The following is a 15136-nucleotide window of genomic DNA, read 5'->3' as shown; positions in this document are numbered from 1 at the left end:
ACTCAACTCACTCGACTGTCACGGACTTCGCCAGGTTGCGCGGCTGGTCCACCTCGTTGCCCCGGGCGGTCGCCAGCTCGCAGGCGAACACCTGCAACGGCACCGTGGCGACCAGCGGCTGAAGCAGCGTAGGCGTAGCCGGGATCCTGATGAGGTGATCGGCGTACGGGACGACCTCCTCGTCGCCCTCCTCGGCGATGACCACGGTACGGGCGCCACGGGCCCTGATCTCCTGGATGTTCGACACGATCTTGTCGTGCAGCACCGAACGGCCGCGCGGGGACGGCACGATGACGACGACCGGCAGGCCCTCCTCGATCAACGCGATCGGCCCGTGCTTGAGCTCTCCGGCGGCGAAGCCCTCCGCGTGCATGTAGGCGAGTTCCTTGAGCTTCAGGGCCCCCTCCATGGCCACCGGGTAGCCCACGTGCCGGCCCACGAAGAGAACGGTGTCGTGGCCGGACAGGGAGCGGGCCAGTTCACGGACCGGCTCCATGGTCCCCAGGACGCGGTCCACAGCGCCGGACATCTCGGAGAGCTGACGGACGACGGTGCGGATCTCGTCGCCCCACTTGGTGCCGCGCACCTGCCCCAGGTACAGCGCGACGAGGTAGCAGGCGACGAGCTGCGTCAGGAACGCCTTCGTGGAGGCCACGGCGACCTCGGGCCCGGCATGCGTGTAGAGGACGGCGTCCGACTCCCTCGGGATGGTCGAGCCGTTCGTGTTGCAGATCGCGAGGACCTTCGCCCCCTGCTCACGGGCGTGCCGGACCGCCATCAGCGTGTCCATCGTCTCGCCCGACTGCGAGATGGCGACGACGAGGGTCCGCTGGTCGAGGATCGGGTCGCGGTAACGGAACTCGCTGGCGAGCTCCGTCTCGCAGGGCAGCCTGGTCCAGTGCTCGATGGCGTACTTGGCGATCATCCCGGCGTGGAAGGCGGTCCCGCAGGCGACGACGACGACCTTGTCGACCTCCCGGAGCACACCCTGCGGAATGCGCACCTCGTCCAGGTGGAGCGTGCCCGAGCCGTCGACGCGCCCGAGCAGCGTGTCGGCGACGGCCTTGGGCTGGTCGGCGATCTCCTTGAGCATGAAGGAGGCGTAGCCGCCCTTCTCCGCGGCCGACGCGTCCCAGTCCACGTGGTACTCGCGTACGTCGGCGGGCCGCCCGTCGAAGCCGGTGACCGACACCCCGTCGCGGCGCAGCTCGACCACCTGGTCCTGACCGAGCTCGATCGCGTCCCGCGTGTGCGCGATGAAGGCGGCCACGTCGGAAGCCAGGAACATCTCCCCGTCCCCCACGCCCACCACCAGCGGCGAGTTCCGGCGGGCCCCCACCACGACGTCGGGCTCGTCCGCGTGCACGGCGACCAGGGTGAACGCGCCCTCCAGCTGCCGGCACACCTGTCTCATGGCCTCGGCCGGGTCACCACCCGAGGAGTACGCCTCGGCGAGCAGATGGGCGACCACCTCCGTGTCGGTCTCGGAGGCCAGGTCATGGCCGCGTCCTGCCAACTCCTCGCGCAGCGCCGCGAAGTTCTCGATGATCCCGTTGTGCACGACGGCGACCCGGCCCGCGTTGTCGAGATGCGGGTGGGCGTTGGCGTCGGTGGGCCCGCCGTGCGTGGCCCAACGGGTGTGCCCCACCCCGGTGTTCCCGGCCGGCAGCGGCCGGTCCTTGAGCTCCTTCTCCAGGTTGAGGAGCTTCCCCGCCTTCTTCGCGGAGGCCAGCCCCCCGTCCGCGAGGACGGCGACCCCCGCGGAGTCGTACCCCCGGTACTCCAGCCGCTTCAGCCCCGCGACAACGACATCCTGCGCCGACTGCACCCCGACGTAACCCACGATTCCGCACATATCGGCACCATAAGGCCGTACGGGTGCGGGGGACAGCAGGGGTGGGCCACGCGGCGGCCACGTCGGACCGGCGCTACGCTCCTCCCCCCATGACGACGCCGGGTTGCTACACCTGCACCATGGAAGCGCGGTTCGACACCCTTCCCGCGCGCGAGCACACCGCATCGGACGACCACTGGCGGGTGGCCCACGCCACCGGCACCTCGCTCCCCGGATGGCTGGTCCTGCTGCCCCGGCGCCACCTCACGGCGGTACACGACCTCACCGACGCCGAGGCCGCCACCCTGGGCACCTGGCAGGTCAGGCTCTCCCGCGCCCTGCGCACCGTGAACGGATGCGCCAAGACGTACATCGCCCAGTTCGTGCCGAGGGCTTAGCCCACGTGCACTTGCACGTCATACCCCGCCCGGAACCCCTGCCACCCCACCACCGCGGCCCGGGCGTCTTCGCCCTGCTCCGCGCCCCGGAGCAGGAGCAGGTGACGGCCGCCAGGGCGGACACCCTGGCCCGCGCGCTCGGGCTGGAACTGGACAGCCGGTAGAACCGGCCCGCGGCACCGAGACGACGCCCTACGTCAACCACGGCACGCACCCCCTCCTGGGCTGGCGGGGGGGGTCAGTCGGTGTCCTGAATGCGGTGCTCCCACAGGTCGGGAGCGTGCCGGGCGACCGTGCGGTAGTCGGCGTCGTCGTGCAGGACGGTCAGCCCGTGGTGGGCAGCGGTGGCGGCGATGATCAGATCCACGGCCGAGGCGCTTCGATGCTGCCCCGCCCGGGCCATTCGCTGCTGTACCGCACCGATCCAGCGTCCGGCGCTCTTCGGCACCGGGACATCGGGATACAGGTCGGTGAACATCTCGACGATCTCGTCGTACTCGCCCCCGGTCCGGGCGCTGAACAGGAACTCTGCGCGTTGCGGATAGCAGGAGCCGACCGAGTCGGCACAGATGGCGTCATACCAGGCGGACTGCAACTCGCTGTCACCGAGCAACCGGACAAGCCCGGAGGTATCGAGCAGGTAGATCACCGATCGCCCTTCTCCGCGCGGTGACGGCGCTCGGCATCCTCCACAGCTCCCCAGCGCCGCGCACGGTCGAAGTGCCGGGCGATACGCGCCGCACGGTCCTGCTGGTCCGCGTAGTACCGAAGCGCCAGATTGACGGCTTCCTTCTTGGTCCTGGCCTTGGACAGCGCCATGGTGCGTTCCAGTGCGTCATCGTCTATGTCGATCTGGGTCACGGACATCCGGCGCCTCCTGTCAGGCTTATGGGTCATGTACAAAAGATTGTAGGCCAGCCACACACGAGTGGGCTTCCCGTGTCCAGGACCGTCGCCCACGTGACCGACTCCACCCCCCACTCCGTTCGAACTCCCGCAACAATGAGTACGTGATCACCTCGTCCGCACGGAGCCCCCGCCGCACCGAGCACGCGCCGACGCCCTACGTCGACCTGACACGGGCGGAGTGGAGCGCTCTGCGCGACAGGACCCCGTTGCCGCTGACCGCCGAGGAGGTCGAGAAGCTGAGAGGGCTCGGCGACGTCATCGACCTCGACGAGGTCCGGGACGTCTATCTGCCGCTCTCCCGGCTGCTCAACCTCTACGTCCAGGCCACGTCCGGCCTGCGCGGCGCCCTGAACACCTTCCTGGGTGACGCGGGAAACGGGCACGGCGCGCAGCGCGGCACCCCGTTCGTCATAGGGGTCGCCGGCAGCGTCGCCGTCGGCAAGTCCACCAGCGCCCGCATCCTGCAGGCGCTGCTGGCGCGCTGGCCGGAGCACCCCCGGGTGGAGCTGGTGACGACCGACGGGTTCCTTCTCCCGATGAAGGAACTGGAGGCGCGTGGCCTGATGTCGCGCAAGGGGTTCCCCGAGTCGTACGACCGGCGGGCGCTGACCCGGTTCGTCGCCGACATCAAGGCAGGAAAGGACGAGGTGACGGCACCCGTCTACTCCCACCTCATCTACGACATCGTGCCGGGCGAGCGGCTGACCGTACGCCGCCCCGACATCCTGATCGTCGAGGGGCTGAACGTGCTGCAGCCCGCACTGCCCGGCAAGGACGGCCGGACCAGGGTCGGGCTCGCCGACTACTTCGACTTCAGCGTGTACGTCGACGCGCGCGCCGAGGACATCGAGAACTGGTACCTCCACCGCTTCCGCAGACTGCGCGAGACGGCGTTCCAGAACCCCTTCTCGTACTTCCGCAAGTACACCCAGGTCTCCGAGGCGGAGGCGCTGGACTACGCGCGCACCATGTGGCGGACCATCAACAAGCCCAACCTGCTGGAGAATGTGGCGCCCACGCGCGGCCGTGCCACTCTGGTGCTGCGCAAGGGGCCGGACCACAAGGTCCAGCGGCTCTCGCTGCGCAAACTCTGACCCGGGAAAGGGTGCGCCGTGCTGCATCTGCGCCTCATCGTGCCCGCCGAACGCACCGATGAGGTCGTGCGCCTGCTGGAGCGGACGGTGGGCACCGCGCACATCGCGGTGCTCACCGGTGCCGCGCGGAGCCCGGCGGGCGATGTGGTCATGTGCGACGTGGCGCGGGAGTCCGGCGACGAACTGATCGGCGCGCTGCGCGAGATGCGCATCGCCGACGACGGCTCGATCACCGTCGAGAACATGAACCTGACGCTGTCCAGGCAGGCGGACGAGGCGGAGCGTGCGGCGCCGGGCGAGGGCGCGGACGCGGTGCTCTGGGAAGAGCTGACCGAGGTGACCCACGAGGAGTCGACCTTCAGCGCCACCTATGTCGCCTTCCTCTCCGTCGCGACGATGCTCGCCGCGTGCGGAGTGATGCTCGACAACGCGGTCCTGATCGTGGGCGCCATGGCGGTGGGCCCGGATTTCGGCCCGCTGGCCGGGATCTCGACGGCCCTGGTGCAGCGTGCGCCCCGGCTGGTCGCACGGTCCCTGTGGGCGCTGATCGGCGGCTTCGCGGCGGCGATGGTGCTCACGGCGGGCTTCGCCTGGCTGATGGACCTGCTCGGGCTGTTCACCGAGGGCATGGTCAGGGCGGACAGGCCCAACACCGGCTTCATCTGGCACCCGGACTGGATGTCGTTCGTCGTCGCGCTCCTCGCGGGCATCGCGGGGACCCTCTCACTGACCTCGGCCAAGTCCGGGGCACTGATCGGCGTGGCGATCTCGGTGACGACGGTGCCGGCCGCAGCCAACGCCGCGGTCGCCTTCAGCTACCAGGACCTCGCGCAGACCTGGTGGTCCTCGGTGCAGCTGCTGGCCAACCTGGGCGGCATCGTGCTGGCGGGGACCTGCACACTGCTGGTCCAGAAGGCGCTGTGGGCGGCGCAACGCCGGACGGACCCGGCCGTGAGGCCGGGCCCGTCGGTGAGTTGAGAGGGCGTCAGCCGAGCGCGGACTTCACCACGTCGGCCAGCTGTCCGGCCACGGCGCGCGCCTGCTCCAGGTCGGCGGCCTCGACCATGACCCGTACGAGCGGCTCGGTGCCCGACTTGCGCAGGAGTACCCGCCCGGTGTCACCCAGCTCCTGCTCGGCCCGGGCCACCGCGTTGGCCACCTCGGGCGAGGTGCCCACGCGCGACTTGTCGACGTCCGGCACGTTGATGAGGACCTGCGGGAGGCGCTGCATCACACCTGCCAGGTCGGCGAGCGTACGTCCGGTGGCGGCGACCCGGGCCGCGAGCATCAGTCCGGTCAGGGTGCCGTCGCCGGTCGTGGCGTGGTCCAGGACGATGACGTGGCCGGACTGTTCGCCTCCCAGCGCGAAGCCTTCGGCCTTCATCGACTCCAGGACGTAGCGGTCACCGACCGCGGTCTGCACGAGCTGGATGCCCTCCCGCTCCATCGCCATCTTGAAGCCGAGGTTCGACATGACCGTGCCGACGACGGTGTCCTTGCGCAGGTGACCGGACTCGCGCATGGCGAGGGCGAGCACGGCCAGGATCTGGTCGCCGTCGACCTCCTCGCCGGCCGCGTCCACGGCCAGGCAGCGGTCCGCGTCGCCGTCGTGCGCGATGCCGAGGTCGGCACCGTGCTCGACGACGGCCGCCCGCAGCAGCTCCATGTGGGTGGAACCGCAGCCCTCGTTGATGTTGAGACCGTCCGGCTCGGCACCGATGGTGACGACCTCGGCGCCCGCCCTGGCGAACGCCTCGGGCGAGACGCGGGCGGCGGCGCCGTGCGCCTCGTCCAGGACGACCTTGATTCCGTCGAGCCGGTTCGGTAGGACGCCGATGAGGTGGGCGACGTAGCGGTCGAAGCCCTCGGTGTAGTCGGTGACGCGGCCGACACCGGCGCCGGTCGGACGGCTCCACGGCTCGCCGGTTCGGTGCTGCTCGTACACCGTCTCGATGCGGTCCTCGAGCTCGTCGGCCAGCTTGTGGCCGCCGCGGGCGAAGAACTTGATGCCGTTGTCGGGCATGGCGTTGTGACTGGCCGAGAGCATGACACCGATATCGGCGCCCAGCGAGCCGGTGAGATACGCGACGGCGGGCGTCGGCAGCACACCGACGCGCAGGACGTCGACGCCGGCACTGGCGAGGCCCGCCACGACGGCGGCTTCCAGGAACTCTCCGGACGCACGGGGGTCGCGGCCCACCACAGCGGTCGGGCGATGCCCCTCGAAGGTGCCCGCCTCGGCGAGTACGTGCGCCGCCGCGACCGAGAGCCCGAGCGCGAGCTCTGCTGTCAGGTCCGCGTTGGCGACGCCACGCACGCCGTCCGTGCCGAAGAGTCGTCCCACTGGTGTCCTCCGAAGGTGCTCCGAAACCACAAAAAACCAAAGTACTGAAAACAGGGCAAAGCGAGGCAAGACACAGCAAAGAAAGGTGCGCCTGAAACCGCCGACCTTATAAACGTGTAAACGTCTGAAGCCGTTATACGCCCGCGCGGGCTGATAGACGAACGCCCCAGCAGCACGAGGTGTGCCGCCGGGGCGAACGTGTAAAGCAGACGAGCAGGCGATTTAGCGCTTGCTGTACTGCGGGGCCTTACGGGCCTTCTTGAGACCGGCCTTCTTGCGCTCGACCGCACGGTCGTCGCGGGAGAGGAAGCCGGCCTTCTTCAGCGTGGCGCGGTTGTTGTCCGCGTCCGCCTCGTTCAGCGCGCGGGCCACGCCGAGGCGCAGGGCACCGGCCTGACCGGAGACGCCGCCACCCGAGATGCGGGCGATGACGTCGTAGCGGCCGTCGAGCTCGAGCACCTTGAAGGGCTCGTTGACTTCCTGCTGGTGCACCTTGTTGGGGAAGTAGTCCTCAAGGGTGCGACCGTTGATCTTCCACTTGCCGGTGCCCGGAACGATCCGGACGCGGGCGATGGCGTTCTTGCGACGGCCGAGGCCGGCCGCGGGCTGCGGGTCGCCGAAGCGGCCCGCGAGCGACTCGGAGGTGTACTCACCCTCGACGGGGACCTCCGACTCGAAGGTGGTCACCTCGGCGAAGGTCTCTTCGCCCTCGGTGCCCGCCGTGTCTTCGGCGGTCGTCTCAACAGTGGTCTCGGCCACGATTCTCCTCAGATCTTTCTTTACGTCTTAGGGGGGAGGCCGGAACTACTGCGCGACCTGGGTGATCTCGTACGGGACCGGCTGCTGCGCAGCGTGCGGGTGCTGGTCGCCCGCGTAGACCTTCAGCTTCGAGATCATCTGACGACCCAGGGTGTTCTTGGGGATCATGCCCTTGATGGCCTTCTCGACGGCCTTCTCGGGGTTCTTCGAGAGCAGCTCGTCGTAGCGCACCGAACGGAGACCGCCCGGGAAGCCGGAGTGGCGGTACGCCATCTTCTGGGTCTTCTTGTTGCCGGAGAGGTGAACCTTCTCGGCGTTGATGATGATGACGAAGTCGCCCATGTCCATGTGGGGGGCGTAGATCGCCTTGTGCTTGCCTCGGAGGAGGTTCGCAGCCGTGGTGGCCAGACGACCCAGGACGATGTCCTCGGCGTCGATGATGTGCCACTGGCGAGTGACATCGCCGGGCTTGGGGCTGTACGTACGCACTTCGTAGCCTTCGCTTCTTCAGTGGATGAGGTCCAGACACATGGCACCTCTGAAGCGACATGCAGCTGGGGCGCACAATGCCGGGGACGCTGCCCGTATGCGAGCCACTGGTAACTGCTCCAGAGAACCTACGTAAGGGCCCTTCGCGTGAGAACGACGAAGCCGATACGCATAACAGTCCTCGACACTACCCGCCCCGCCCCAGACGGGTCAAAACGCGCCGACCCTACCGTTCCCGCGCGACCCGCCGCTCGTCCCAGACCGGCTCCGTGGACTCCCGCACCACCCCGTCCGAGCCGAAGACCAGATAGCGGTCGAAGGACTTCGCGAACCAGCGGTCGTGCGTGACGGCCATCACCGTACCGTCGTACGCCTCGAGACCGTCCTGGAGTGCCTCCGCCGATTCCAGGTCCAGGTTGTCCGTCGGCTCGTCGAGGAGCAGCGCCGTCGTTCCGGCCAGCTCCAGCAGCAGGATCTGGAACCGCGCCTGCTGCCCGCCGGACAGCCTCTCGAAGGCCTGGTCCCCCTGCCGCTCCATCTCGTACCGCCGCAGTACGGACATGGCCCCGCCCCGGTCCTTGGCGTGCTCCGTCCACAGGATCTCGACGAGCGTCTTGCCCTGCAGCTCCGGGTGCGCGTGCGTCTGCGCGAAGTGCCCCGGCACGACGCGCGCCCCGAGCTTCCACTCCCCGGTGTGCGCCACCGTGTCCCCCGCCAGCAGCCGCAGGAAGTGCGACTTCCCCGACCCGTTGGACCCGAGGACGGCGACCCGCTCCCCGTAGTAGATCTCCAGGTCGAACGGCTTCATCAGCCCGGTCAGCTCCAGGTTCGTGCAGGTCACCGCCCGCACCCCGGTCCGGCCGCCGCGCAGCCGCATCCTGATGTCCTGCTCGCGGGGCGGCTCCGGCGGCGGTCCCGCGTCCTCGAACTTCTTGAAGCGCGTCTGCATCGCGTGGTAGCGGTTCGCCATGTCGGGGCTGTTCGCCGCCTGCTGCCGCATCCGCAGGACCAGCGCCTTCAGCCGGGCGTGCTCCTCCTCCCAGCGCCGCAGGAGCTCCTCGAAGCGCGCGAACCGTTCCTTGCGGGCCTGGTGGTACGTGGCGAAGCCGCCGCCGTGCACCCAGACGTCCGAGCCCGCCGGGCCGGGCTCGACACTCACGATCTTCTGGGCGGCACGGGAGAGCAGCTCCCGGTCGTGGGAGACGAAGAGCACCGTCTTACGGGTCTCCTTGAGCCTCTCCTCCAGCCAGCGCTTGCCGGGGACGTCCAGGTAGTTGTCCGGCTCGTCCAGGAGCAGCACCTCGTCAGGACCGCGGAGCAGCGCCTCCAGCACCAGCCGCTTCTGCTCGCCGCCGCTGAGCGTGCGCACCTCGCGCCACTGCGCCTTCTCATACGGCACGCCGAGTGCGGCCATGGTGCAGATGTCCCACAGCGTCTCGGCCTCGTACCCCCGGGCCTCCGCCCAGTCGCTCAGCGCCTGCGCGTACGCCATCTGCGCGGCCTCGTCGTCCACTGTGAGGATGCGCTCCTCGGCCGCGTCGACGGCATTCGCCGCCTCCCGGATCCGGGGCTGGGCCACGGACACCAGCAGGTCGCGGACGGTCCGCTCGTCGCGTACGGAACCCACGAACTGGGCCATCACGCCGAGCCCGCCGCTCACCGAGACGGAGCCTCCGTGCGGCTGGAGCTCCCCCGCGAGCAGTTTCAGAAGAGTGGTCTTTCCCGCCCCGTTCGCGCCGACGAGGGCGACGACGGCGCCGTCGGCCACCCGGAACGAAGCGTCGCCGAGCAGCACCCGTCCGTCCGGTAGGTAGTACTCCAGGTGGCCCGCTTCAAGATGTCCCATGCACAGCATTGTCACGGCATGCGAACCGTTGGCCCAACCGGATTACGGTCGGTCTAGGATTCGCCGCATGAGCTTTGGGCAAGGGGGGCCCTCCTGGGGGCCGGGAGAGAGCCGGACTCCGGACTGGGCGGCGCTGGCGGATGCGTCCGCCGCACGTGGCAGGCGCAGGAAGTGGCTGATGATCGGCGGCGGCGTGCTGGCCACCGGCGTCGTGGCCGCGATCGTGGCCACGGCCGTCATCACGACCAGCGGCGGGGGCGGCGCCTCCGGGTCGGGCAAGAACGCGAGCGAGCTGCCGGCCCCCGCCGACCTGCCCTCGAACACCTCCTCCCCGGAGCCCTCCTTCTCCTCGGTGGCACCGCCGCCCCCGCCGGATCCGAAGGACTACATAGCCGACGAGAAGAAGGACAAGGGCCCGGTCACCGTCGACGCCTTCTTCCCCGGCAGGAAACTGACCATGGGCGACCGCGTCTACGCCAAGGGCGCCACCGCCCGTACGGCGAACTGCGCGACGACGACGCAGGGCGCCCTCGGTTCGATCCTCGACGGCAACGGCTGCGACCAGGTCATCCGCGCCACGTACAGCAAGGACGGGATCGCGGTCACCATCGGACTCGCGGTGTTCGGCACCGAGGCGGAGGCCCGGAAGGCGGCCCAGCAGGCGTCCGGCGGCCTCGCCTCCCTCAGCGGCTCGGGCGTCCCCACCTTCTGCCGCGGCGGATCCGTGTGCCGGCGTACCGCCAACTCCTACGGCCGTTACGCCTACTTCACGGTCGGCGGCTTCACCAGCGGGAAGAACGTGACCACGGCGTCCAAGGACGTGTACGCGGTCGGCGACGACCTGACCGACTTCACCTTCCGCCAGATCCGTCACCGGGGTGAGGTACAGGCCTCGGCGGCCGCGGGCGCGCCCGCCACCTGACCGTCAGCCGGTCTCCCCACGCACCAGTCCCGTCCACCCCCTCGAACGAGGACCCGCCGTCGTGCGTCTGACCTCCCTCTTCACCATCCCGCGCGTACTGCGCCACAGCGACGCGATAGGCGCGGGCCTGCCCCCGGACGACGCCGTGGTCCTCGACGCCCCGGACCCGTCGCTGCGGGTGGCCCTCGCCGCCGCGGCGGCGGGCCACCACGCCCCGGCCGCCGAGCTGCTCGCCGCCACGCGCGAGCACGCCCAGTGGGAGCACAGGGACACCTGCGTCTCCCGGCTCGCACGGGCCTCGCTGCACCACCCGGGCTGGCTCGACAGCTGGCTGGAGGACTCCCCCGAGGACCCCGACGCGGTGCTGGTCAAGGCCGACCAGTACGTCTACCAGGCATGGAAGATACGGACGGGCGCCCGGGCCAGGCACGTCGAGGCCGACCAGTTCCAGGCGTTCCACACGGTGCTGCTGGACGCGGTGCCGGTGATCTCCGCCGCCGCCGAACTCAACCCCGACGACCCGGTCCCGTGGCGCGTCGCGCTGACCCAGGCCCGGGGCATCCAGGCCCCGCGCGAGTTCTTCGACACCTATCTGGCCGAGGCGAACTCCCGCGACCCGCACCACGAGGGATGCCACATCCAGGCGCTCCAGTACCTCTGCGCCAAGTGGTACGGCTCGCACGAGGAGATGTTCGCCTTCGCGGAGCGGGCGGCGGACCACGCGCCGCCGGGGTCCAAACTCCACGCGCTGCCGCTCCAGGCCGTCGTGGAGTACCTGATCGCCGACGAGGACACACCCGACCCCGATCCGTACGCGGAGCGCGCGGAGGCGGCGGTGACCCGCGCACAGGCCCTGTCGGACAGCTACGCCCCCGGGGACCGGGAGGCCGCGGGCTTCCGCAACCACCTGGCCCTGGTCCTGTGGTCGATGGACCGCTACGAGGAGGCGCTCACCACCTTCCGCAGCATCGGGGTGCACGCCACCACCTACCCCTGGACCTATTTCGGCGAGGCCCGTGCCGAATTCCTGGAGGCCCGCTCCGACACCCGCGTCGAGCTCGCGATGAAGGTCCCCTTCTTCCGCCCCTCCCCCGGCCCTCCGGCCACCGGCACGCCGGACTGGGAGCGCGAGCTGGCCCCGCGGTCGGTCGCCATCGCCTCCACCGGCCCCACCGAGGTGGCCCACGCAGCCCTGATCTGCGGCCACAGCCTCCGGACCGCCCCGGCCGGCAACCACCACACGTACGTCGAGATCGTCCCGGACCCGGTACGCGCCAAGCGCGCGGCGCTGCTCCCCGAGGATCCGCTCACCGCGGCGGCCGACAACTTCACCACGGCCGAGGAATGGCCCGCGCTGGTCCTGCACCGCACCCCTGAACGCAGCAGCTTCACCCTCCTGCACCGGGGCAGGAAGGTGGCGGACCACGCCTGGGAGACCGCCGCGCCGGCCGCCGACCACGCCCGGGCAGCCGCGACGGCCACCGCGCTCGCCCGTGTCTACGGCCTGTCCGACCCGCGTCCCCTCGCCCACATCCTGCGCGCCGCCGGGGACCCCGCCCGCCACCAGGGCGAACTCGTCGCCGCCCTGGGCCTCCCCCCGCTGCCCGCCGGATACGGCGGGCAGCAGGAGATCCTCGCAGGGCTCCCCGGCGCCCGGGTGCTGGCCCGTCGGGGGTTCCTCGCGGGCATGCGGGACACCCTCACCACGAAGGACGGCGTGCACCCGGAAGCCCCGCCCCTGGACGAACGGCACCCGGCCCGCTGGTGGGTCCTGCGCACGGCGGCCCTGCTGCTCTTCACCGCGGCAGCGGTCTACGCCTGGTGGACGCCGGACATCGGCTGGTTCCGCTCCACCGTGATGACACTGCTGGCCGTGGACAGCGCGGCCCGGCTGGTGCGCGCCCTGCGCCGGCGGCCGGTCAGCAGCACCCCGCCCCCGGCAACGTCCTGACGTTGCGGGCCTCCACTGCCCTGGCCGCCAGCAACCCGTCCGCCGGGTAGGCCACTTCCTCCAGCGTCAGCCCGTGCGGCCGCACCACGTGCACCCCCGGGTCCCGCACCTTCGCCGCCAGCACCTCGGCCGGCCACGCGACGGGCCGGCGCCCGTCGCCCACGAACAGCGCAGCGCCCATCAATGCCCGCACCATGTTGTGGCAGAACGCGTCGGCCTGCACGGTCGCCGTCAGCACACCGGACTCCGCGTCACGCACCCAGTGGAGCTTCTGCAGCGTACGGATCGTCGTGGCACCCTCACGCTTCTTGCAGTACGCCGCGAAGTCGTGCTCCCCCACCATGAGGGCGGCCGCCTCGTTCATCGCGTCCTGGTCCAACGGCCGGTCGTGCCAGAGCACATGGCCCCGGAGCAGCGGGTCCACCCCGCCCGGCCGGTCCCCCACCCGGTACGCGTAACGCCGCCACAGCGCGGAGAAGCGCGCGTTGAACCCCGCCGGGGCCTTCGCCGCCCGCCAGATCCGTACGTCCGGCGGCAGGCGCCCCGCCATCCGCCGCAGCAGCTTCTCCTCGTGCTCGGCCCACACCTCGGCGGGCAGGTCGACGTGCGCCACCTGCCCGCGCGCGTGCACCCCGGCATCGGTGCGTCCGGCGACCGTCAGGCCGTACGTCACCGACGACCGCGTCACGGTGCGCAGTGCGTCCTCGATCTCGCCCTGCACGGTGCGCCTGCTGGTCTGCTTCGCCCAGCCGGAGAAGTCCTTGCCGTCGTAGGAAAGGTCCAGCCGTACCCGTACGAAACCGGGCTCTGCCTCGTCACTCACCCGCTGATCCTCTCAAAACAGAACGGGCCCGCACCGCCCCGAAGGGAGATGCGGGCCCGTACCTGGGTCTCAGAACGCTCAGGCGTCCTTGGACTCCTCAGCGGCGGCGTCGGCCGGCTTGGCGTCCTCGACGGTCTCGGCCGGAGCCTCGTCCTTCTTGAGGGCGTCTTCCTTCACGGCGCGCTTCGTGGCTGCCTCGGCCTCACCGGTGGCGGCCTGCGCCACGGTCAGGGCCTCGACGAGCTCGATGACGGCCATCGGGGCGTTGTCGCCACGACGGTTGCCGATCTTGGTGATGCGGGTGTAACCACCGGGGCGGTTCTCGTACCGCGGGGCGATCTCGGTGAAGAGCGTGTGCACGATGCTCTTGTCCGTGATCGACTGCAGCACCAGGCGACGGTTGTGGATGTCGCCCTTCTTCGCCTTGGTGATGAAACGCTCGGCGACCGGACGCAGGCGGCGGGCCTTGGCCTCGGTCGTGGTGATGCGGCCGTGCTCGAACAGCGACTTCGCGAGGTTGATGAGAAGAAGCTTCTCGTGCGCAGCGCTGCCGCCCAGACGGGCACCCTTGGCGGGCTGAGGCATGGTGTTTCTCCTTGTGTGCTGCACCGGCCGTATCAGGTACCGGTGTCAGTTCCCGCGAGGCGGCCGCCCCACGGAAGTCCTTCATGGTCCGAGACCGGCCCCGGGCCCCCGCGTCAGCGGTCGCCCCGGGCCGGGAAACGGATCAGTACTGCTCGGTCTCCACGAAACCGGCGTCCGCGTCGTCGTCCGCGCCGAAGGCGTCGGCGGCGGCGGTCGGGTCGAAGCCGGGAGGCGAGTCCTTGAGCGCGAGGCCCATGCCGGCCAGCTTCGCCTTGACCTCGTCGATCGACTTGGCGCCGAAGTTGCGGATGTCGAGCAGGTCAGCCTCGGAGCGGGCCACGAGCTCACCCACGGAGTGGATGCCCTCGCGCTTGAGGCAGTTGTACGAACGGACCGTGAGCTCGAGCTCCTCGATCGGCAGCGCCAGATCGGCGGCGAGCGCGGCGTCCGTCGGGGACGGGCCCATGTCGATGCCCTCGGCGTCGATGTTGAGCTCGCGCGCCAGACCGAACAGCTCGACCAGGGTCTTACCGGCCGACGCCATGGCGTCACGGGGACGCATGGCCTGCTTGGTCTCGACGTCGACGATCAGCTTGTCGAAGTCGGTGCGCTGCTCGACACGGGTCGCCTCGACCTTGTACGTGACCTTGAGCACCGGGGAGTAGATGGAGTCGACCGGGATCCGGCCGATCTCCTGGCCCACCTGCTTGTTCTGGACGGCGGAGACGTAGCCGCGACCGCGCTCGACGGTCAGCTCCATCTCCAGCTTGCCCTTGCCGTTCAGCGTGGCCAGGACCAGGTCCGGGTTGTGGACCTCGACACCGGCCGGCGGGGCGATGTCAGCAGCGGTGACCAGGCCGGGACCCTGCTTGCGCAGGTACATCACGACAGGCTCGTCGTGCTCCGAGGAGACGACCAGCTGCTTGATGTTGAGGATGAGGTCGGTCACGTCCTCCTTGACGCCCGGCACGGTGGTGAACTCGTGCAGGACACCGTCGATCCGGATGCTGGTGACAGCGGCACCGGGGATCGAGGAGAGGAGCGTGCGGCGAAGGGAGTTGCCGAGGGTGTAACCGAAGCCCGGCTCCAGCGGCTCGATCACGAACCGGGAGCGGAACTCGTCGACGACCTCTTCGGTCAGCGACGGACGCTGAGCGATAAGCATGCGGTGATCCTTCAGTC

The 15136-nt window shown here is 70.1% G+C and carries 16 protein-coding genes; 6 read left to right on the top strand and 10 right to left on the bottom strand.

Annotated features, from left to right (window positions below):
- Positions 1 to 7 precede the first annotated feature (7 nt).
- A complete protein-coding gene (gene glmS / locus JOC24_RS02305; protein WP_205018367.1) occupies positions 8 to 1855 on the bottom strand; it encodes a glutamine--fructose-6-phosphate transaminase (isomerizing) in 1848 nt (615 codons plus the stop codon).
- An 89-nt stretch (positions 1856 to 1944) separates the two neighbouring features.
- On the opposite strand from glmS, the gene JOC24_RS33005 reads away from it, so the two are divergent.
- Positions 1945 to 2232 (top strand): HIT family protein, encoded by a 288-nt coding sequence (locus JOC24_RS33005; protein WP_239579356.1) that lies wholly within the window; start codon positions 1945 to 1947, stop codon positions 2230 to 2232.
- An 11-nt stretch (positions 2233 to 2243) separates the two neighbouring features.
- Positions 2244 to 2396 (top strand): hypothetical protein, encoded by a 153-nt coding sequence (locus JOC24_RS33000; RefSeq protein ID WP_239579354.1) that lies wholly within the window; start codon positions 2244 to 2246, stop codon positions 2394 to 2396.
- 74 nt (positions 2397 to 2470) lie between these two features.
- Here the strand turns inward: JOC24_RS33000 and JOC24_RS02295 are convergent, their stop codons facing one another.
- Positions 2471 to 2881, bottom strand: a complete 411-nt coding sequence (locus tag JOC24_RS02295; RefSeq protein WP_205018366.1) for a PIN domain-containing protein — start codon at positions 2879 to 2881, stop codon at positions 2471 to 2473.
- Positions 2878 to 3099: a type II toxin-antitoxin system VapB family antitoxin gene (locus tag JOC24_RS02290; protein ID WP_205018365.1), complete on the bottom strand. Its 222-nt coding sequence runs from the start codon at positions 3097 to 3099 to the stop codon at positions 2878 to 2880. Before JOC24_RS02290 ends, JOC24_RS02295 begins: the two co-directional genes overlap by 4 nt.
- Before the next feature lie 143 nt (positions 3100 to 3242).
- Between JOC24_RS02290 and coaA the strand changes: the two genes are divergently transcribed.
- Both coaA and JOC24_RS02280 read left to right on the top strand, forming a co-directional pair.
- Positions 3243 to 4235 (top strand): type I pantothenate kinase, encoded by a 993-nt coding sequence (coaA, locus tag JOC24_RS02285; RefSeq protein WP_205018364.1) that lies wholly within the window; start codon positions 3243 to 3245, stop codon positions 4233 to 4235.
- An 18-nt stretch (positions 4236 to 4253) separates the two neighbouring features.
- Complete coding sequence (locus tag JOC24_RS02280; RefSeq protein WP_205018363.1) at positions 4254 to 5213, top strand: DUF389 domain-containing protein; 960 nt, start codon at positions 4254 to 4256, stop codon at positions 5211 to 5213.
- Positions 5214 to 5220: 7 nt separating this feature from the next.
- On the opposite strand, the gene glmM is transcribed toward JOC24_RS02280, so the two are convergent.
- From glmM to JOC24_RS02260, 4 genes are all read right to left on the bottom strand, one after another.
- Positions 5221 to 6579, bottom strand: a complete 1359-nt coding sequence (glmM, locus tag JOC24_RS02275) for a phosphoglucosamine mutase (protein WP_205018362.1) — start codon at positions 6577 to 6579, stop codon at positions 5221 to 5223.
- Positions 6580 to 6801: 222 nt separating this feature from the next.
- On the bottom strand, positions 6802 to 7338 hold the full coding sequence (gene rpsI, locus JOC24_RS02270) for a 30S ribosomal protein S9 (RefSeq protein WP_205018361.1): 537 nt from the start codon (positions 7336 to 7338) through the stop codon (positions 6802 to 6804).
- Between the two features lie 45 nt (positions 7339 to 7383).
- Entirely contained in the window at positions 7384 to 7827 is a 444-nt protein-coding gene (gene rplM, locus JOC24_RS02265) for a 50S ribosomal protein L13 (protein WP_014154573.1), read from the bottom strand.
- 226 nt (positions 7828 to 8053) lie between these two features.
- On the bottom strand, positions 8054 to 9673 hold the full coding sequence (locus JOC24_RS02260) for an ABC-F family ATP-binding cassette domain-containing protein (RefSeq protein WP_205018360.1): 1620 nt from the start codon (positions 9671 to 9673) through the stop codon (positions 8054 to 8056).
- A gap of 67 nt (positions 9674 to 9740) precedes the next feature.
- Here JOC24_RS02260 and JOC24_RS02255 point away from each other — a divergent pair, with 67 nt between their 5' ends.
- Together JOC24_RS02255 and JOC24_RS02250 are read left to right on the top strand one after the other, a co-directional pair.
- Positions 9741 to 10595: a hypothetical protein gene (locus tag JOC24_RS02255; RefSeq protein ID WP_205018359.1), complete on the top strand. Its 855-nt coding sequence runs from the start codon at positions 9741 to 9743 to the stop codon at positions 10593 to 10595.
- A gap of 61 nt (positions 10596 to 10656) precedes the next feature.
- The gene (locus tag JOC24_RS02250) at positions 10657 to 12546 is read left to right on the top strand and encodes a hypothetical protein (protein ID WP_205018358.1); all 1890 of its coding nucleotides are present in this window, start codon (positions 10657 to 10659) and stop codon (positions 12544 to 12546) included.
- Here the strand turns inward: JOC24_RS02250 and truA are convergent.
- The 3 genes from truA to JOC24_RS02235 form a co-directional block, all read right to left on the bottom strand.
- The gene (truA, locus tag JOC24_RS02245) at positions 12515 to 13369 is read right to left on the bottom strand and encodes a tRNA pseudouridine(38-40) synthase TruA (protein ID WP_205018357.1); all 855 of its coding nucleotides are present in this window, start codon (positions 13367 to 13369) and stop codon (positions 12515 to 12517) included. The genes JOC24_RS02250 and truA overlap by 32 nt on opposite strands.
- Before the next feature lie 78 nt (positions 13370 to 13447).
- Positions 13448 to 13954, bottom strand: coding sequence for a 50S ribosomal protein L17 (gene rplQ, locus JOC24_RS02240; protein WP_205018356.1), 507 nt, complete (start codon positions 13952 to 13954; stop codon positions 13448 to 13450).
- A gap of 142 nt (positions 13955 to 14096) precedes the next feature.
- A complete protein-coding gene (locus JOC24_RS02235) occupies positions 14097 to 15119 on the bottom strand; it encodes a DNA-directed RNA polymerase subunit alpha (protein ID WP_003966937.1) in 1023 nt (340 codons plus the stop codon).
- Between the last annotated feature and the right edge of the window lie 17 nt (positions 15120 to 15136).

It is taken from the genome of Streptomyces sp. HB132 (genome assembly GCF_016909575.1).
In the GTDB taxonomy this organism is placed as follows: domain Bacteria; phylum Actinomycetota; class Actinomycetes; order Streptomycetales; family Streptomycetaceae; genus Streptomyces.
Note: the sequence above shows the minus strand (reverse complement) of the source record. Positions and strands in the feature narration are given on the sequence as shown.